Source organism: Bradyrhizobium sp. DN3 (genome assembly GCF_041357655.1).
Lineage (GTDB): Bacteria > Pseudomonadota > Alphaproteobacteria > Rhizobiales > Xanthobacteraceae > Bradyrhizobium.
Genome location: NZ_JAULLN010000019.1, coordinates 37,017 through 53,484 on the forward strand (window position 1 = coordinate 37,017; position 16,468 = coordinate 53,484).

20 protein-coding genes are annotated in these 16,468 nt (G+C 64.4%); 8 read left to right on the forward strand and 12 right to left on the reverse strand.

All coding sequences use genetic code 11. The features are described 5' to 3' along the window. Positions 1-90: 90 nt before the first annotated feature. Complete coding sequence (rsmD, locus tag AAE027_RS25915) at positions 91-645, reverse strand: 16S rRNA (guanine(966)-N(2))-methyltransferase RsmD (protein WP_091886852.1); 555 nt, start codon at positions 643-645, stop codon at positions 91-93. A 1-nt stretch (position 646) separates the two neighbouring features. Then, positions 647-2,569 (reverse strand): pseudouridine synthase, encoded by a 1,923-nt coding sequence (locus AAE027_RS25920; RefSeq protein WP_370986327.1) that lies wholly within the window; start codon positions 2,567-2,569, stop codon positions 647-649. Between the two features lie 119 nt (positions 2,570-2,688). On the opposite strand from AAE027_RS25920, the gene AAE027_RS25925 reads away from it, so the two are divergent. Beyond that, on the forward strand, positions 2,689-3,147 hold the full coding sequence (locus AAE027_RS25925; protein ID WP_130221193.1) for a nucleoside deaminase: 459 nt from the start codon (positions 2,689-2,691) through the stop codon (positions 3,145-3,147). 147 nt (positions 3,148-3,294) lie between these two features. Here the strand turns inward: AAE027_RS25925 and AAE027_RS25930 are convergent, their stop codons facing one another. The 6 genes from AAE027_RS25930 to AAE027_RS25955 all read right to left on the reverse strand — a co-directional run bounded on the left by AAE027_RS25930 (position 3,295) and on the right by AAE027_RS25955 (position 8,364). Then, entirely contained in the window at positions 3,295-4,197 is a 903-nt protein-coding gene (locus AAE027_RS25930; RefSeq protein ID WP_370986329.1) for an alpha/beta fold hydrolase, read from the reverse strand. A gap of 218 nt (positions 4,198-4,415) precedes the next feature. Further along, positions 4,416-5,699, reverse strand: coding sequence for a phosphoribosylamine--glycine ligase (gene purD / locus AAE027_RS25935; protein WP_370986331.1), 1,284 nt, complete (start codon positions 5,697-5,699; stop codon positions 4,416-4,418). Between the two features lie 280 nt (positions 5,700-5,979). Continuing rightward, the gene (locus AAE027_RS25940) at positions 5,980-6,279 is read right to left on the reverse strand and encodes a winged helix-turn-helix domain-containing protein (RefSeq protein ID WP_370986332.1); all 300 of its coding nucleotides are present in this window, start codon (positions 6,277-6,279) and stop codon (positions 5,980-5,982) included. 2 nt (positions 6,280-6,281) lie between these two features. Beyond that, the gene (locus tag AAE027_RS25945) at positions 6,282-6,833 is read right to left on the reverse strand and encodes a hypothetical protein (protein WP_370986333.1); all 552 of its coding nucleotides are present in this window, start codon (positions 6,831-6,833) and stop codon (positions 6,282-6,284) included. Then, positions 6,830-7,351: a DUF2306 domain-containing protein gene (locus AAE027_RS25950; RefSeq protein WP_370986334.1), complete on the reverse strand. Its 522-nt coding sequence runs from the start codon at positions 7,349-7,351 to the stop codon at positions 6,830-6,832. The genes AAE027_RS25945 and AAE027_RS25950 overlap by 4 nt, the downstream gene beginning before the upstream one ends. 2 nt (positions 7,352-7,353) lie before the next feature. Continuing rightward, positions 7,354-8,364 (reverse strand): alpha/beta hydrolase, encoded by a 1,011-nt coding sequence (locus AAE027_RS25955; protein ID WP_370986335.1) that lies wholly within the window; start codon positions 8,362-8,364, stop codon positions 7,354-7,356. 137 nt (positions 8,365-8,501) lie between these two features. Between AAE027_RS25955 and xseA the strand changes: the two genes are divergently transcribed. Further along, positions 8,502-10,124, forward strand: a complete 1,623-nt coding sequence (xseA, locus tag AAE027_RS25960; RefSeq protein WP_370986516.1) for an exodeoxyribonuclease VII large subunit — start codon at positions 8,502-8,504, stop codon at positions 10,122-10,124. Between the two features lie 365 nt (positions 10,125-10,489). Here xseA and AAE027_RS25965 read toward each other — a convergent pair whose 3' ends face one another. Then, a complete protein-coding gene (locus AAE027_RS25965) occupies positions 10,490-10,639 on the reverse strand; it encodes a hypothetical protein (RefSeq protein WP_370986336.1) in 150 nt (49 codons plus the stop codon). A gap of 226 nt (positions 10,640-10,865) precedes the next feature. Beyond that, positions 10,866-11,690: a dienelactone hydrolase family protein gene (locus AAE027_RS25970; RefSeq protein ID WP_249759560.1), complete on the reverse strand. Its 825-nt coding sequence runs from the start codon at positions 11,688-11,690 to the stop codon at positions 10,866-10,868. A 177-nt stretch (positions 11,691-11,867) separates the two neighbouring features. Between AAE027_RS25970 and AAE027_RS25975 the strand changes: the two genes are divergently transcribed. Then, entirely contained in the window at positions 11,868-12,095 is a 228-nt protein-coding gene (locus AAE027_RS25975) for a DUF2093 domain-containing protein (protein WP_195800562.1), read from the forward strand. A gap of 16 nt (positions 12,096-12,111) precedes the next feature. On the opposite strand, the gene AAE027_RS25980 is transcribed toward AAE027_RS25975, so the two are convergent. Then, positions 12,112-12,435, reverse strand: coding sequence for a hypothetical protein (locus tag AAE027_RS25980; RefSeq protein ID WP_091886897.1), 324 nt, complete (start codon positions 12,433-12,435; stop codon positions 12,112-12,114). Positions 12,436-12,719: 284 nt separating this feature from the next. On the opposite strand from AAE027_RS25980, the gene AAE027_RS25985 reads away from it, so the two are divergent. From AAE027_RS25985 to AAE027_RS26005, 5 genes are all read left to right on the forward strand, one after another. Continuing rightward, positions 12,720-13,916, forward strand: a complete 1,197-nt coding sequence (locus AAE027_RS25985) for a pilus assembly protein TadG-related protein (protein WP_370986337.1) — start codon at positions 12,720-12,722, stop codon at positions 13,914-13,916. Positions 13,917-13,927: 11 nt separating this feature from the next. Next, positions 13,928-14,431 carry a TadE/TadG family type IV pilus assembly protein gene (locus tag AAE027_RS25990; protein WP_370986338.1) on the forward strand — a complete coding sequence of 168 codons (504 nt, stop codon included), beginning with the start codon at positions 13,928-13,930 and terminating at the stop codon, positions 14,429-14,431. Then, the gene (locus AAE027_RS25995) at positions 14,428-14,805 is read left to right on the forward strand and encodes a TadE/TadG family type IV pilus assembly protein (RefSeq protein ID WP_245471468.1); all 378 of its coding nucleotides are present in this window, start codon (positions 14,428-14,430) and stop codon (positions 14,803-14,805) included. The genes AAE027_RS25990 and AAE027_RS25995 overlap by 4 nt, the downstream gene beginning before the upstream one ends. A gap of 447 nt (positions 14,806-15,252) precedes the next feature. Next, complete coding sequence (locus AAE027_RS26000; RefSeq protein ID WP_370986339.1) at positions 15,253-15,438, forward strand: hypothetical protein; 186 nt, start codon at positions 15,253-15,255, stop codon at positions 15,436-15,438. Between the two features lie 112 nt (positions 15,439-15,550). Then, positions 15,551-15,742 carry a hypothetical protein gene (locus tag AAE027_RS26005; protein ID WP_370986340.1) on the forward strand — a complete coding sequence of 64 codons (192 nt, stop codon included), beginning with the start codon at positions 15,551-15,553 and terminating at the stop codon, positions 15,740-15,742. 65 nt (positions 15,743-15,807) lie between these two features. Here AAE027_RS26005 and AAE027_RS26010 read toward each other — a convergent pair whose 3' ends face one another. Beyond that, positions 15,808-16,143 carry a GYD domain-containing protein gene (locus tag AAE027_RS26010; RefSeq protein WP_128946400.1) on the reverse strand — a complete coding sequence of 112 codons (336 nt, stop codon included), beginning with the start codon at positions 16,141-16,143 and terminating at the stop codon, positions 15,808-15,810. Positions 16,144-16,468 lie beyond the last annotated feature (325 nt).

Consider the following 16,468-nt stretch of genomic DNA (forward strand, 5'->3'; position numbering starts at 1 on the left):
CGCCGTGCCCACGATCTTTCCACGAGAGCAATAGAAGCGGTGGGCACGGCGCGCGAAGAGCGCGCCTTTGCCCACCCTACGGCAGCGAGACTACGGCTTCCTCAGAAACACGAACTCCGTGTCGTCATAAGCCCGCCGCTCCAATTCCTCAAAACCCTCCGGCGTCACGAACTGCGCGGCCTTCGCCTCTTCCACCACCAGCAGTGCGCCCGGCGTGAGCCAACCGCCGTCGCGCAAGCTCGCGAGCGCCTTCTCCGCAAAACCCTTGCCATAGGGCGGATCGAGGAACACCAGCGAGAACGGCTCGACGGGATGCGCGGGGCCGAGGTCGGTTGCATCGCGGCGATAGACCTTGGTTACGCCGCCGAGGCCCAGCGACTCGACATTGTTGCGCAGCAATGCTCGCGCTTCGGCCCCATTGTCGACGAACAACGTGAACTTCGCCCCGCGTGACGACGCCTCGATGCCGAGCGCACCGGTGCCGGCGAAGAGATCGAGCACGCGCGCGTCCTCGATCGGATCGCCATAGGCGTGCACGAGGATGTTGAACACGGATTCGCGCAGGCGGTCCGCCGTCGGGCGGATGTCGCGCGAAGACGGTGAGGCGAGATTGCGCCCCTTCAAACGACCGCCGACCACGCGCAAGTTAATCCTCCCGCGGCGTCAGGTCGCGTTTGCCGTGATAGCCGCGCTTGGGACGGCGCGGCGGGCCGTAGCCGTTCGCTTCCAACTCGTTGCGCTCGCGCGCCTCCTCGCTGCCGGTACGCTGCACCAGCACGCGGCGGCCCTTGCGGTCGTTGATGACGGCGCGCTTCATCGGCTTCTTCGGCGCATCGCCCTCGCGCGCGGCGGATTTCGCGGGCACGTCGAACTCGGCGCCCGACTTCTCGATGACCTTGTCGCCGAGTTGCTCGCGCAGCACGCGCGACTTGATCTCCTCGACCTGGCCTTCCGGAATCTCGCCGAGCTGGAACGGGCCATAGGAGACGCGGATCAGCCGGTTCACCTCGAGCCCCAGATGGGCGCAGACATTGCGCACTTCGCGGTTCTTGCCCTCGCGGATCGCGAACACCAGCCAGACATTGGCGCCCTGATCGCGCTCCAGCGTCGCTTCGATCGGACCGTATTTGACGCCCTCGACCTCGATGCCACCCTTGAGCTCGTCGAGCTGCGCCTGGGTGACGTCGCCATGAGCGCGGACGCGGTAGCGGCGCAGCCAGCCGGTGTCCGGCAGCTCGAGCGTACGGGCGAGGCCGCCGTCATTGGTGAGCAGCAACAAGCCCTCGGTGTTGAAGTCGAGCCGGCCGACGCTGATCAGGCGCGGCAGACCTTCGGGAAGATTGTCGAACACGGTCGGACGACCCTCGGGGTCGTCATGTGTTGTCATCAACCCGCGCGGCTTGTGATAGAGGAACAGCCGCGTGCGCTCGCGCGGCGGCAACGGCTTGCCGTCGACAGCGACGACGTCGTTCTGGGTGACGTCGAGCGCCGGCGAATTGATCACCCGGCCGTTGACGGTGACGCGGCCCTGCGTGACCAATTCCTCGGCATCGCGCCGCGAAGCGAGGCCCGCGCGCGCCAGCACTTTTGCAATGCGCTCGCCGGCCTTCTTCGGCTTTGGCGCGTCTTCACGGCGCGGACGACCCTCGAAATCGCGATCGCGCTCGCGATAGGCGCCGCGGCCGCCGAAGGCGGGGCGCTTCTCGAAAATCCTGCTGTCGTCCTCGTTGTCGCGGCGCGGCCGGTCGCGGAAGCGACCCTCGCTGCGGGGATGCTCCTGCCAGTCCATGCGGCCTTCCGGCCGCCTTTCGCGCGAGCGATTGAAGCGCGGACGATCGTCACCGGACCGCTCCTCGCGCGGACGCGAGAAACGCGGGCGATCATCGCCCTCGTCGCGGCGCCGGGAGAAACGCGGACGGTCGTCGCCACGGCCACCTTCACGACGGTCGTCGCGCTGACGCCAGGGCTTTTCATCGCCACGATCACGGCCGCCGAAATCCTTGTCGAAGCTCTTGTGCGGCCGGTCACCGCGCGGACGATCGTCGCGCTTCTGCCACGGCTTTGAATCGCCTCGCTCGCCACGATCTCTCGGACGGTCGCCAAAGCTGCGCTTGCTATCCCGGAAGTCGCGGTCGCGGCCAAAATCCTTGCGCGGCCGGTCGGAGTCGCCGCGCGAAAACTTGCGGTCTTCGAACCGCCGCTCCGACCGCTCACCGCGCGGCGCGCGCTCATCACGATCGAACTTCGGACGGTCGCCGCGCGGCTTGAACGGCCGGTCACTCCGCGGCTTGAAGCTGCGCTCGCCGCGGCCCTCTCCGCCGCGGTCGTCGCGCTTGAAGCGCGGACGGTCGCTGAAATCACGGCGCGGCGCATCGCCCTCCTCGCGGCGGCGGAACGGACGGCCCTCACGACCCTCGCGGGGCGGGCGGCTGTCGCGATCGCGCTTGCCCTCGAAGCCGCGCTTGGCGAATTTCTTGTCCGGCCCCCGGGGCTTGCCGGTGCGGCCCTTGGACGGGCCACGATCACGCCGGCCCCGGGAATCGTTGTCTTTGTCGCTGTCGCGGGGCATGAATAATCTCACTTAGGGGTGGCGCGATGAGCATTGTGCGCGCTCGTTCCGAGCCGCATGCTCAGGCAAAATCGGTATCCACTCTTGCTGAAGGCGGAGCTAGTAGCAGGTTTCTGGCGATGATACGAGGCATGAAAGCCCCTTCTTTCATGGATTTGGCGCTTAGGACGGCCGAAAATGCCGGAAAATCGGGCGAAGTTCCGATCGGGTGCGTCGTGGTCCGCAATTACGAGGTCATCGCCACCGCGGCGAACCGGACGCTGACCGACTACGACCCCACGGCCCATGCCGAGATCATCGCGCTGCGCGAGGCGGCGAAGAAGATCGGCAGCGAGCGCCTCGTCGACTGCGACCTCTACGTGACGCTCGAACCATGCACCATGTGTGCGGGCGCGATCTCCTTTGCAAGGGTGAGGCGGCTCTATTACGGCGCCGCCGACCCCAAGGGCGGCGCGGTCGAGTCCGGCGTGCGGTTCTTTGCTTCCCCAACCTGCCATCACGCGCCGGAGGTCTATTCCGGCGTCGGCGAGAGCGAGGCGGCGCGGCTGCTGCGGGAGTTCTTTCGCGAGCGGCGGTAGGTGGCCCCGGACTCCGCCGTCATTCCCCGCGAAGGCGGGGAATCCAGTATTCCAGAGACATCGAGATTCATCGTAGCCGCCGCGGCGTACTGGATCGTCCGCCTTCGCGGACGATGACAGTTGAGTGCTGGGCACACAGCGCGGCTCTCAAGCTATGAAAAACTCGCGCAACGCGCTCGCGGTGACGTCCGGGTTCTCCTCGGTGAGGAAGTGGCCGGAATCCACCGGCATACCCACGACATTCGTGGCCCATTCCTTCCAGGTGTCGAGCGGGGTGGCGGCGGCCTGGGCGATGCCGGCATTGCCCCACAGCGCCAGCATGGGAACGGTGATCTTCTTGCCGGCCTCGAAATCGGCCTTGTCGAGGTCGTAGTCGAAATAAGCGCCGGCGCGATAGTCCTCGCACATCGCATGCACCCGGGCGGGATCGCGGAACGGGGCAAGGTAGTGCTCGAGCGCGCGCTCGTCGATCGCGTCCAACGTCTTCGACTTGGTCTGGCTTGCCATCTTGAAGCGCAGGAAGAACTCGCCATTGCTCGCGATAAGGGTCTCGGGCAGCGGATAGGGCTGCGCCAGGAAGGTCCAGTGATAGATTTTCAGCGCGTAGGCGCGGTTCATCCGCTCCCAGTAATTGTAGGTCGGCAGGATATCGAGCACGGCTAGGCGCGACAGCCGGCCGGGATGGTCGAGCGCGAGGCGGTAGGAGACGCGGCCGCCGCGGTCGTGGCCGGCGAGCGCGAAATGCACGTGGCCGAGCCGCTCCATCACCTCGACCATGGCCTTGGCCATGGCGCGCTTGCTGTAGGGGATATGCAGCGCATCGCTCGCGGGTATGTCGGACCAGCCATAGCCCGGCAGATCGGCAATGATCAGCGTGAACCTATCGGCCAGCTGCGGCGCCACCTGGTGCCACATCACATGGGTCTCGGAGAAGCCGTGCAGCAGGAGCAGCGGCGGCCCGCTGCCGCCGACGCGGGCGAAGATGCGGCCGAAGGAAGTGTCGATCCATTCGGCGGCAAAGCCCGGATAGAGGTCGGCGAGATCGGACATCTTTCTGCATCCTTATGGGTCAGTCCCGGAGCCGGCCCGACACAGCAAAAATGTCGAAAACAACCCCATGCACAGTAGCGGTATTATCGGCGGGGCTGCTAACCCCAACAGCCGATTGCACATTCTGGAATATCGATGTGGCGGCGCGGTGACACCAAGCTTCGAGATTTTCGGACTGGTGCGCTTTGCGCATCGCCCGGGGTCGCGAGCCAGTCGCGTTAATTCCTGGCCTTCTCCGCTTCCACCGCCTGCCAGCCGATGTCGCGGCGGCAGAAGCCTTCCGGCCAGTCGATGCGGTCGACGGCCTGATAGGCACGGCCTTGCGCCTCGGTCACGGTCTTGCCGAGCGCGCAGACATTGAGCACGCGGCCGCCATTGGCGAGGATGGCGCCGTCCTTCGCGACCGTGCCGGCGTGGAAGATCTCGACGGTGTCGACCTTGGCGGCGTCATCGAGCCCGCCGATGCGCGTGCCCTTCTGGTAGTCGCCGGGATAGCCCTTCGCCGCCATCACCACGGTGAGCGCGGATTCCGGATGCCAGCGCAGATCGAAATGCTTCAACTCGCCGTCACAGGCTGCAAGGAAAGCCGGCACGATGTCCGACATCATGCGCAGCATCAGGACCTGGCACTCGGGATCGCCGAAGCGCACGTTGAACTCGAACAGTTTCGGGCCCTGCGTCGTCAGCATGATGCCAGCATAGAGCACGCCGCGGAACGGCGTGCCGCGCTGCTTCATGCCGGCAACCGTCGGCAGGATGATCTTGGCCATGATCGCGTCGTGGATCGCAGGCGTCACCAGTGGCGTCGGCGAATAGGCGCCCATGCCGCCGGTGTTCGGGCCGACGTCATGGTCGAACACGCGCTTGTGGTCCTGGGCCGAGGCCAGCGGGATCGCCGTCTCGCCGTCGCACAGCGCGAAGAAGCTGATCTCGCGACCCGGCAGAAACTCCTCGATCACGACTTCAGCGCCGGCCTCGCCGAACGCGCCCTCGAACATCATGGCGATAGCGTCCTCCGCCTCGCGCACGGTCTTGGCGACCACGACGCCCTTGCCGGCGGCAAGACCGTCGGCCTTGACCACGATCGGCGCGCCCTGGCTCTGGATATAGGCGCGCGCCTCATTGGCATCGGTGAAGCGCTTGTAGGCGCCGGTCGGAATGCCGAATTCGGTGCAGAGCGCCTTGGTGAAACCCTTGGAGCTTTCGAGCTGGGCCGCCACCTTGCTCGGCCCGAACGCCTTGATGCCGGCGGCGGTGAGGTCATCGACGATGCCGGCCGCCAGCGGCGTTTCCGGCCCGACCACCACGAGCTCAACCGCGTTTGTCTTGCAGAAGTCGATCACGGCCGCATGATCGGCGATATCGAGCGCCACGCACTCCGCCTCCCGCGCGATGCCGGCATTGCCGGGCGCGCACCAGAATTTGGTCACCAGAGGGGAGGCCGCGATCTTCCATGCCAGAGCATGTTCGCGGCCGCCGGAACCGAGCAGGAGAATGTGCATCGAAGGCTCAGGATAAGGGGTTTGCTGGCCGCGGAGGTCGCACGAATCGCGGCGGGTCTCAAGGGGAAACGGCCCAAACTCCCCGCCATTCCGAGCGCGCGGCATACTCCGCTGCGGTCCCTTCTCCCCTTGTGGGAGAAGGTGGCTCGCCGCGTAGCGGCGAGACGGATGAGGGGTCTCCATCCGCGGAGATAAACCCCTCACCCAAGCGAGCCCTGGGCGCCCGGCGTCATGCCCTCTCCCACAAGGGGAGAGGGCGCAACAATCGGCACCGCAGAGATTAAACCTGCTTCCCCGCGATGATCTCCTGCAAAATCGCCACATGCCGCGCGAAGGCGCCGCGGCCGGCGGCGGTGGCGGTGACCGTGGTCTGCGGCTTCTTGCCGACGAAGGCCTTTTCCACCGAGACGTAACCGGCCTTGGCCAAGGTCTCGATATGTGCGCCGAGATTGCCGTCGGTGGCGCCGGTGAGCTTCTTCAGCCGCGCGAACTCCAGGCCGGTCGACTGCGGCAGCGCGTTCAGCGCCGCCATGATCTTCAGGCGCAGCGGCTGGTGGATGATGTCGTCGAGCGCGGCCAATTCTAGCTCCGCCGCATCCAGAGGCCGCCGAGGGTCAGCCCGCCGCCATTGACGGCCGCCATCCACAGCAGCAGCGATATGCCGGGGATGTAGGCATATCCGATCAGCGTCAGTGCAATGATGGTCGCTCCGATCACCAGGAATGCATAGCCGAACCAGACCCCTGCCATCATGTAGAACAGCATGATGTAGATCGGCCAGAACACCGTCTGCTGGCGCGGCGTGAAATGACCGAAATAGCAGCAGAAAATGCCAAAGGCGGCGATCAACCCAAACGTCAGAAAATAGCGGCCGTCGAACACGCGAATGCGGCTCTTCGAACGGTGATACGCACCGAGAGCGATCAGGCCTATGGCCGACACCCCGTACACTGCAAACCAGAAGTAGAGCCCGTAGCGCGGCCAGAGCCAGCCCGAGATGTTGCCGACGAACGCCAGCACGCCCCACATCAGCAGGGCGAGACTGGAGACCTCGTAGATCTGCGACTGCCGCACGCGGCGGACGGTGTCGTCGATATCGTTCAGCGCTTCGGAAGCCTGCTTGCTGTCGATCACGATGGCGCTCCGCTCTGCTCGACCAGCCCGGTGGACATCGCTGGTGCCTCCACTGGGGGCCGATGCTTCCGGATCAGGATGTACGCGATCATCATGGTCACAAGCGACGCGACGAGCGCAATCAATGCGACCTGCTCCCGCGTGGTCACAGGCAGCAACCGCGCCGCGATGTTCGTGATTGCCGCCGAGACAGGGGAGGCATAGGACCAGGCGATGAAGTTATAATGAGTCCTTCGCCAGTTCGCCGGTCGCGGCGTGCGCAGCAGCGGAATGATCGCCAGGACGATCAGGGTGAAGTTCACGATCGCGGCGACATGGAACGCGTTGAAATGGCCGGTGAACCGATAGACCAGCAAGGTCGCGGCGTCCGAGGCCAGCATGGCGTAGACGTAGAAGTAGCCGCGCGCGCGATGGCCTGCACCGCGCTTCGGGCGCAGAAACTGAACTAGCCCGGCAACGAGACACAGCGTCGCCAGCACGGCATGAATTGCACCTGTGGGCGTCAAATGCGCGATCATGGTCAGCTCCCCGCCGCACCGCGCGTCGCCACGTCCTCGGCGATCGCGGAGACCGCTTTCGGATTGGTGACGATGCCCATGTGGTTGATACCGTCGATGATCTTGACGTCGATCGACGGCTTGATGGCCTGAACCGTCTCGGCATATTTGTCCGAGATCATCATCTCGTCCTCGGCGGCGCCGAAGATCGTGATCGGACGTGTCGTCGCCGGAAGATCGATGCGATAGCCACGCGTCGCGAAATTGCGCATCAGGCGGTCGGAATAGGTGGAGACGAGGTACTTCGCCGAGGCCGGCGGCACCGCCAGGGCGAGCACCGGCAGCTGCGCGCAGCAATCGATGCCGAGCTTGCGCAGCGCGGCAAGCCCGAATAAGCGCGGCATATCGGCATTGGCCCAGCCCCCGGAATGCGGCTTGTTGGTCGGCGCGTCATAGCCGAGATAGGGCGCGAGCAGCACGGTGCGGACGAACATGTCCTGCATGATCGGCGTGGCCGCGACGCGCAGCGAGAAGCCGGCGCCGGCGGAATGGCCGATCAGGGTCAGCGGCAGATCAGGCGCGTTCCTGCGGACATGAGCGACGAAGTCGACGAGGTCGTCCTCGAGTTGGCCGACATAGCCGATGTCGCCGCGCGTGCCGGAGCCGCCATGGCCGCGGATGTCCAGTGCCCAGGTCTCCACCCCGCGCGCGGCGATCGCATGGGTCAGCGCGTGATTGACGGTGCCGCTGGAGCCGGAGGAGCCATGGATGAAGATCGCGCCGCGGCCCGTCTCCGGGCCTTTCGGCGCATAGTGGCGATAACCGATCCAGGTGCCATCGCGGGCCTGAAAACGTTCGAGCGGTGGCAACGTGGACCAGTCGATGCCCTTGGCTGAATCCGAGACCGATCGCATCTCAGGCGGCCGCTCCAGCGGCGTTGCGATCATGGCGCCCAGGATCAGCGCCACGCCGCCGAGCGCACACAACGCCCATTTCAGGCCGGTCAAAACGCCGCGCAGCAGCCGGATCGCCATGGCTCATCTCCCTAAACTCATCAAGCAATAGAGAACTCTATATTACAGAGTACTCTTCCAATCAATCCTGGGATTGGCGCCGCGGCGCGAAAATCCTTAACGTCGGGTCTGACCCCAAAATGCCGAATCGTTTGCCGATGCCGCCTGCGGAACAATTGCTCAACGCGCCCGAATTCACCGTCTCCGAGCTCTCGCTGTCCCTGAAGCGGACGGTCGAGGACGCCTTTGGCCATGTCCGGGTCCGCGGCGAAATCTCCGGCTTTCGCGGGCCGCATTCCTCCGGCCATTGCTATTTCGCGCTCAAGGACGACAGCGCCAAGATCGAGGCGGTGATCTGGAAGGGCGTGCACGGCCGCATGCGCTTCAAGCCCCAGGAGGGGCTCGAGGTGATCGCCACCGGCAAGCTCACCACCTATCCAGGCTCCTCGAAATACCAGATCGTGATCGAGGCGCTGGAGCCGGCCGGCATCGGCGCGCTGATGGCGCTGATGGAGGAGCGCAAGAAGAAGCTTGCCGCCGAAGGCCTGTTCGACCAGGCGCGCAAGCAGCTCTTGCCCTGGCTGCCGGAGGTGATCGGCGTCGTCACCTCGCCGACCGGCGCCGTCATCCGCGACATCCTGCATCGGCTGGAGGACCGCTTTCCCCGCCGCGTGCTGGTGTGGCCGGTCAAGGTGCAGGGCGAAGGCTCGGCCGAGCAGGTCGCGGCCGCGATCCGCGGCTTCAACGCGCTGCCCGAGGGCGGCAAGATTCCGCGGCCCGATGTGTTGATCGTCGCGCGCGGCGGCGGCTCGCTGGAAGATCTCTGGTCGTTCAACGAGGAGATCGTGGTGCGCGCGGCTAGCGACAGCATGATCCCGCTGATCTCGGCGGTCGGGCACGAGACCGACATCACGCTGATCGATTTCGTCGCCGATAAGCGCGCGCCTACGCCGACGGCGGCGGCCGAGATGGCGGTGCCGGTGCGCAGCGACCTCTTCGTCGAGGTCGCCGATCTCGGACGGCGCACTCGCGCCTGCTGGCAGCGCGGCCAAGAAAGCCGGCGCAACGAGTTGCGCGCGGCCGCGCGCGCGCTGCCGGCGGCCGGCGACTTGCTGGCGATCCCGCGGCAGCGGCTGGATTCGGCGGGCGCATCCCTGCCCCGCTGCCTCAAAGCCAACACGCATGCGCATTTCCGCAGGTTCACCGCCGCCAGCGCCAAGCTGACGCTGCGGGTGCTGCACGGCCAGATCGCGCAGGCCGATCACCGCCTCACCGTGTGCGGCGAGCGGCTCGGCCTGTCCGCGCGCTCGCTGCTGCGGCGGCGGCGCGACCACTTTGCCGGGCTCGAGGTTCGCTTGCGCGCCTCAAAGCTTTCCAACGCACAGGCGCAGCGCAACGCGATTCTCCGCCAGCGCGAGCACACGCATCGGCTCGCCGAGCGCGCGCAACGCGCGCTTGTCACGCTGCTGCAACGGCTCGATGCGCGTGTCGAGAACAGCGGCAAGCTGCTCTCCGCGCTGTCCTATCGCAGCGTGCTCGCGCGCGGCTTTGCATTGGTGCGCGATGAAGCCGGCCACCCCCTGCATGCGGCCGACAGCGTCGGGCCGAATGCGCGGCTCGAGATCGAGTTTGCCGATGGCCGTGTGGCCGCGACTGCGGATGCGGACCGCCCGGCACCGACGGCGAAGCGTGCGCCCTCACAGCCAAAGCCGGCCGCGCAAGACGCAAAACCCGCGCCGAAGCGCGTGGCCAAGCCGGTGGATCAGGGCAGCTTGTTCTGAGGCGCGAGGGCGGCGCTCCACCCTCGGTGTCATTCCCCGCGCAGGCGAGGAATCCAGTACGCCGCGGCTTCTCGGTGAACCACAGACGTCTCGGCGTACTGGATCGCCCGGTCCCGGCTCCGCCAAGGCTACGCCGGGGCCACAAGGGTGCTTGGCCGCCGAAGCTTCAGCGAAGGCGGCAAGCCGGGCGATGACAGCGCGTGTGTGGAGGCGAGTGTAGCCACAACCTCGTCATTGCGAGGAGCCCTTGCGACGAAGCAATCCAGGGTCCTTCTGCGGAAAGATTCTGGATTGCTTCCACCTTCGCTGAAGCTTCGGCGGACAAGTCGCTACGCTCGGAATGACGACTGCGGCGGCAGTCCGCCTTACCGGCAGGACAATCCCGCGTCGATCGTGGTCCAGAAGCCGCAATGTTCCGGCGCGAACTGTGGCGCGCCGGCGTGGGCTTCATACAGGAAGATCGCGACGGTGAAGACGATCACGGCGGAGGAGAGCAGGACGATGCGGTTGCGCATACTGATTGCGTTTAATCGACATCGTGGTCGAATGATGGCGTCGCGACATGCTGAAACCGGCGCCACGCGCGATCCGTAGATTCCCGGTCGGCCATCATGGTCCGTGCAGGGCGGTGGTCGATGCGGGGCTGTCCGCCTGACGTTGTTCCTCGGCCAGCCCCGCTTCCGCCTTCGCTCTACCGAGCTACGGCGGGACAAGTCCGAGCTACGATCTACGGCACCATCCTCACCGCGCCAGCCATTCCGCGACGTCCTTCTGCGACTCCGCACGCGCCTGCGCATCGGTGCCGAGATGGCCGTGCTCGGGCGCGGCCACGTCGGTGCCGCCGGCAGCTGCGTGCAGCGGCGTGTTGGCGCGGTCGAAATCATGATAGGCGCCGGGATAGACCACGATGCGCGCGAGCGCGCTGCGGCCGCGCGCGCCATCCACCATCTGGCGGCAGGCCGGCGGCGACGACACGTCGTCATCGGCGCCGATCAGCACCAAGGTCGGCACCCGCGTGCTCCAGCCGAGGCCGGCGGAGATCCGGCAATCGGGATAGAAGGCGACCGCGGCGCGAAAATCCGGGCCCAAATCGCGCGCCGCGCTCTGTGGCCGCACGGCCCACAGCAGCGCGCTGGCGCCGTTGGCCCAGCCGATCAGGCTGACGCGGTCGCGCGCCACCCAGCTCTGCTTCATTAGCCAGGCGCGTGACGCCGCGATGTCGGTCACGCGTTCGCGCCGCGCCTTGACGTGCATCTCCTTGACGCGACACTGCGGCCCGAGCTCGCGCGAGCCGTAGCTGTCAGGCAGCAGCACGGCATTGCCGGCCCTCAGCAGCCGCTCGGCCCAATCGCGATAGCGTGGCAGGACGGAATCGGAATGGCCACTGAGCCCGCCGCAGCCGTGCAGCGCGATCACGGCCGGAAACGGCCCCTCGCCCTCGGGCTTGTAGAGCTGCGCATGCAGGACACCCGACGACAGCGGGATGTCGACCTGCTGCGGCACAGGCGCGGCGTGCGCGGCCGACATCAGGAGCGTCAGGAACAAGGCGGTCAGTCGAAGGCGCATCGGACTCGGCGTCAAGACCCTTCGCCCAAGCACTACCACGCGGAAACGGCGCCAAAACATCACAAACCAGTGGGTTTACCGGGCGGACAAGCCACCCTATCTATGCTACATGCAGCCCGACACATCGTGCCCTCCAAGGATTTTCCACGGAGAGGCCTTCCACGGAGACTTTCGACCGTGCTGAACAAGTTCGGCCCCTCGGGCCATGGCGAAGCGCAGGTGCAATATCTCGACGGCGATTTCCGCGTGATCTCGCCGGGGACCTATGTGCGCTGCGCGATCACCGACACGCGCATCCCGCTCGACGAATTGAAATATTGGAGCGTGGATCTGCAAGAAGCCTACGCCACGCCTGCCGCCGTGCTCCAGCGGCATTTCCCCGGCGCGCCGAAGCCGCAGGCGTGAGGCCGCGCCCGCGCGGCTATTGTTGCTCGGTGCCATCCGCGCCCACGCAGGTCTTGATGAAAGTCTTGCGGGCCTCGCCGACGATCTTCTGATCGATCGCCTGCTTGAGGCAATCGAACCGCGCCTGCGCCATGCAGAGCTGCAGCTGGTCGCGTTTATCCTGTCCCTTCAGGTTTTGCGTCGTGGCGAGGCACGTGACGCGCTTGGTCGCGGGAACTGGAACCGCACTTGTCGGATTTGCCGGAGCGGCCGCAGGCGGCGGCGAGGGGGTCTGAGCAAGGGCGGGCAAAACCGGCAGACAGGTGAGGCTGACGGCAATGATCGCGGACCGCAGTTTCATCGAATTCTCCTGATCGGAGATATATCGATAGGAGCGCGGCCATGAATGCCGGCTGAATGCCAGCCGATGTTTAAAATTGTCTCGTTTCCGTTGGGGCCGGTTTAAGTCGGTCTGCCGCACATTGCCACGGGAAAAAGTGGCAAGCGGGCAGGACACACATGGACCGCCGGAGACTTTGCAGCCGTTCGTTCGATGCACCATTGAGCCCAGAGCGACATGCTCGTCGGCGCGAGCGGGCGGTTAGCCTGCTTCAACGATTCGCCCGAGATCAGTCGGGCAGTTATGTGATCATTTCGGCGCTGCTGATGCCGGTCCTGGTCGGCACAGCAGGGCTCGGCACGGAAGTGGGCTGGTGGTACTACAAACACAAGAACATGCAGAGCGCGGCTGACTCTGGCGCGGTCAGCGCTGCGACAGCGGCGAGTGCAGGGACCGACCCCTCGTCCGAAGCCAAAGCGGTTACGGCAAACTACGGTTACGCGAACGGGGCGAACAACGTCACGGTCGCGGTGAACCAGCCGCCGAAGACAGGCAATCATGCATCGAATTCGCAGGCCATCGAAGTCATCGTGAGTCAACCGCAACAGCGGCTGCTATCAGCCTTGTTCGGCTCGGATCCTGTCCTCATAACCGCACGCTCTGTCGCCCTGCCCAATTCCGGGACAGGCTGCGTACTTGCGCTCAACTCGAGCGCAAGTCCTGCTGTCAACGTCAGCGGCGGCAACCAGCTCAACTTGATCAAATGCAACCTTTACAGCAACTCGAGTGCAAGCCCCTCGCTCAACGTTGCCGGCAGCGCCACGGTCGCTGCAAATCAGGTCGGAGTGGTTGGCGACGTCTCCGGCGCCAGCAGCATCACGGCGACCAACGGTGTCAAGACGCACATATCGCCCGTCGCCGACCCCTACGCCAACGTCTCTCCCCCCGCGAAGCCGAGTTGCACCAACGGCAAGATAGTGGTCAACTCCAATGGAAAAACAACCTCGCTCGACCCCGGCTGCTACACGGGCAGCATTACGGTCAATGCCGGCGCAGTCCTGAACCTCAATCCAGGCATCTATTATCTGGACGGGGCAAGCTTGAGCGTCGCTGGAAACGCCACCATCACGGGCAGCGGCGTAACCCTTGTGTTTACCGGCTCGGGAAGCAACTGGGGCACCGCTTCAATCGGCAGCAACGCGACCGTCGACCTGACGGCGCCGACCAGCGGCGCCACGAAAGGCATCGTCATGTACGGCGATCGCAATATGCCAGCCGGAACTGCTTTCAATCTCACCGGCGGCAGCACGCAAAACTTCGGCGGTGCCATCTACCTGCCAAAGGCCAATCTCAGCTTCAGTGGCGGCAACGGCACGAGCACATCCTGCACCAAAATCATCGCGGATACGCTGACGTTCAGCGGCACGTCGAACCTCCAGGTCAATTGTACCGCGCTCGGCACCGCGACGATAGGTTCGCAAACCGCGCAGCTCATCGAATGAGGTTTGGACCGATGCAAATGCAGAACTTCTCATCCAGGCGCCGCCCTCGATTGCTCGATTCTCTGATGGGGCACGTGCGCGCCGCTATCGGCGACAAACGCGGCGTCGCGGCCGCCGAATTCGGCATCTTGATCCCGATACTGTCTCTGATGGTCGTGTCGGTGACAGACATTGGGCTTGCACTCTATCGCAAGATGCAGGTCGAAAATGCCGCACAAGCGGGAGCGCAATACGCAATTGCGCGCGGCTTTGACACGAGCGGCATTTCGAACGCCGTAACGAGCGCCACCAACGCCACGGACATCACTGCTTCGCCTCCGCCGGTCCAATTTTGCGGATGCCCAACGAGCGGGGGAGTTAGCGCTGTCACTTGCGGGACGACCTGCACCGGCGGCGCGCAGGCTGGAACATATACGACGGTCTCGGCGCGAGCGACCTACTATACGCTCATCGATTACCAGATCGTGGCGGCCACATATACTTATAGCGCGCAGTCCACTGCGAGGCTGCAGTGAAACTCACGGCATTGTGGCACGACAATCGGGGCGCGTCGGCGCTGGAATTTGCGCTGACCGCTCCCGCGTTCTTCCTGTTCATATTTGGGATCATCGAATGCGGGCTGCTGTTCTGGACTCAGCTGGGGATCCAGCATGGGAGCGAAATGGCGGCGCGTTGCGCAACCGTCAACAGCACGCTCTGCCCAAGCAGCAGCGCCATAACGAGCTACGCTGCCCAGCAGGCGTTCGGCCTCACGCTCCCTGCGGACACATTCACCTTTTCCACGTCAGCATGCGGCAACGAGGTAAGCGCGAGTTATGCATTTACGTTTCCGGAGATTCTCAATCTCTCCCCGGTGACGCTGACCGCCCGGGCATGCTTTCCGAGTTGAGGCCGTGGGTGGGTCGCCTTGCCGCCTACGGAATCATCGTGCGCTGAACCGCCGTTCGCGCACCTTGTACGCGGCTCGCCGCGTGTGCGCGCTGCTCCCGCAGCCGAAATGATTTTCCGTCGTTCCGATCCGACGTTGCATCGAACGGTGCTTGCACTCCGTAGTTTGTCATTTCGCGCTGTAGTTGGATTCTTTGTTGCAGATCGGCGCTCTTAAGTTGTTTGACGAAGTCTTGGTGAAACAAAGGGCTGCTATATTGCGTGTTAGGTAATTAGCCCTGCTCTTTTTATCGCGCAGACAATCAAGTCAGCCAAACGGCGATCGAGCTTTGGAATTGGCGCAGTCTGTGAACGGGCTCATATCGAAGAGCCATCTGGCGGGCTACGATCACCTCGAAAATTCGCGGTGGAATATCTGTAAATCAGGGTCAAGCGATGGGGGTGTATCATGCCCACCATATTCGACATGCTCTATCGTGAATATTGCCGCGCCCGCCTCGCTGAAATGCGGAAACAGCTTCTGATCTCAGCCAAACGCTCTGAAGCTCTCGAAGCGCACTATCCGCCTGCGGACCAGGGTGATGATGAGAGGACGGACGCGCAGCGCAAGACCGATTGCGGCATGTCGAATTGAAGCGGCTCCAGGACCACGATCTCTCCCGCGTAGCGATGACCAAGCAAATTGCAGCTTGGGAGGCAGCGATGAATACACCCGAATGCTATACTGTGATGGTAGCCTGCGCCTCATGCCTGACCATTATTGGATTGATCGCCATCGGGGCGTGGTGAGCATGACTGAATGCTGCACCGCGATCCAGACCGTTGCCGATGCCGCTGGCAAGCAAGTTCGATCGGCGTATGGCGTCGAACGCGGCACGCGCCGCATCTCATTGTCAGTCAATGGACGCCGAAAGGCCCTTCTCGGCTTGCAGATTTGATTGTTGCTGTGACGTGAGCTTTGCCGCCGCTTGGTGCTGCGGCGGCTTCGCTTCGGACCCGGATGTCAGCTTCCAGGCGGGGTATACGAAGAACGCAGCTTTGCCGCGTTCTGGCGGACCTGCTTGATCTCGTCCTGCGTGAACAGCCGAGTCAGTTTCACGTTCTGCAGGGTGCCCGCCGCGACGGTCAGGCCGGAAATGGCGGGAGCGGCACTCGGGTCAGGCACGTCGAAAATCACCAAAACGCCGGGGCCGTCGGTTGCAACGCTGTACATCGAGATCAGCCTACCGCCGGCCGCTTCGATGAGCTTTCGAGCCGCCTCCTGGCGATCGGTCGTGGGATTTTCCAAAATGGCCGTGAGAGAGCGTTGTGTGTATTGTCCGGTGAGGCAAAAATGCATGGCATGTTCTCCTCTGTGACTCTTGGAAATAACTTTCGATGCCGCCCCGAACTCGTCGTTGCGGCCGTCGCATCTGAAATGATGAAGATAGTGCCCGCCGTGGGCATAAACGCCGTCGATGATTGCCGGGAGTTCGGCACGTCCCGGTGACGGCTCTCGTGAAAGGCTACATCAAGTCCCAAACGTGCGGAAGAGAATTCGTCGACCGTTACACTTCGCTTTGGGGCTACGGCAGAGACGCTTGCCTAACGCACGATGAGATTAGGATGAATCGTCATCGCGCTTTAGGTTGTTGTTTGAGCATGATCTTTTCGGAAAACCGCTG

Bases quoted from the DNA above. Each gene is read 5' to 3' on its own strand.
- AAE027_RS26000 (WP_370986339.1), top strand. From the start codon at position 15,253: ATGCCCACCATATTCGACATGCTCTATCGTGAATATTGCCGCGCCCGC.
- AAE027_RS25970 (WP_249759560.1), bottom strand. From the start codon at position 11,690: ATGCGCCTTCGACTGACCGCCTTGTTCCTGACGCTCCTGATGTCGGCC.
- AAE027_RS25990 (WP_370986338.1), top strand. From the start codon at position 13,928: ATGCAAATGCAGAACTTCTCATCCAGGCGCCGCCCTCGATTGCTCGAT.
- AAE027_RS25920 (WP_370986327.1), bottom strand. From the start codon at position 2,569: ATGCCCCGCGACAGCGACAAAGACAACGATTCCCGGGGCCGGCGTGAT.
- AAE027_RS25955 (WP_370986335.1), bottom strand. From the start codon at position 8,364: ATGGCGATCCGGCTGCTGCGCGGCGTTTTGACCGGCCTGAAATGGGCG.
- AAE027_RS25930 (WP_370986329.1), bottom strand. From the start codon at position 4,197: ATGTCCGATCTCGCCGACCTCTATCCGGGCTTTGCCGCCGAATGGATC.
- purD (WP_370986331.1), bottom strand. From the start codon at position 5,699: ATGCACATTCTCCTGCTCGGTTCCGGCGGCCGCGAACATGCTCTGGCA.
- AAE027_RS25965 (WP_370986336.1), bottom strand. From the start codon at position 10,639: ATGCGCAACCGCATCGTCCTGCTCTCCTCCGCCGTGATCGTCTTCACC.
- AAE027_RS25925 (WP_130221193.1), top strand. From the start codon at position 2,689: ATGATACGAGGCATGAAAGCCCCTTCTTTCATGGATTTGGCGCTTAGG.
- xseA (WP_370986516.1), top strand. From the start codon at position 8,502: ATGCCGCCTGCGGAACAATTGCTCAACGCGCCCGAATTCACCGTCTCC.
- AAE027_RS25980 (WP_091886897.1), bottom strand. From the start codon at position 12,435: ATGAAACTGCGGTCCGCGATCATTGCCGTCAGCCTCACCTGTCTGCCG.
- AAE027_RS26010 (WP_128946400.1), bottom strand. From the start codon at position 16,143: ATGCATTTTTGCCTCACCGGACAATACACACAACGCTCTCTCACGGCC.
- AAE027_RS25950 (WP_370986334.1), bottom strand. From the start codon at position 7,351: ATGATCGCGCATTTGACGCCCACAGGTGCAATTCATGCCGTGCTGGCG.
- AAE027_RS26005 (WP_370986340.1), top strand. From the start codon at position 15,551: ATGCCTGACCATTATTGGATTGATCGCCATCGGGGCGTGGTGAGCATG.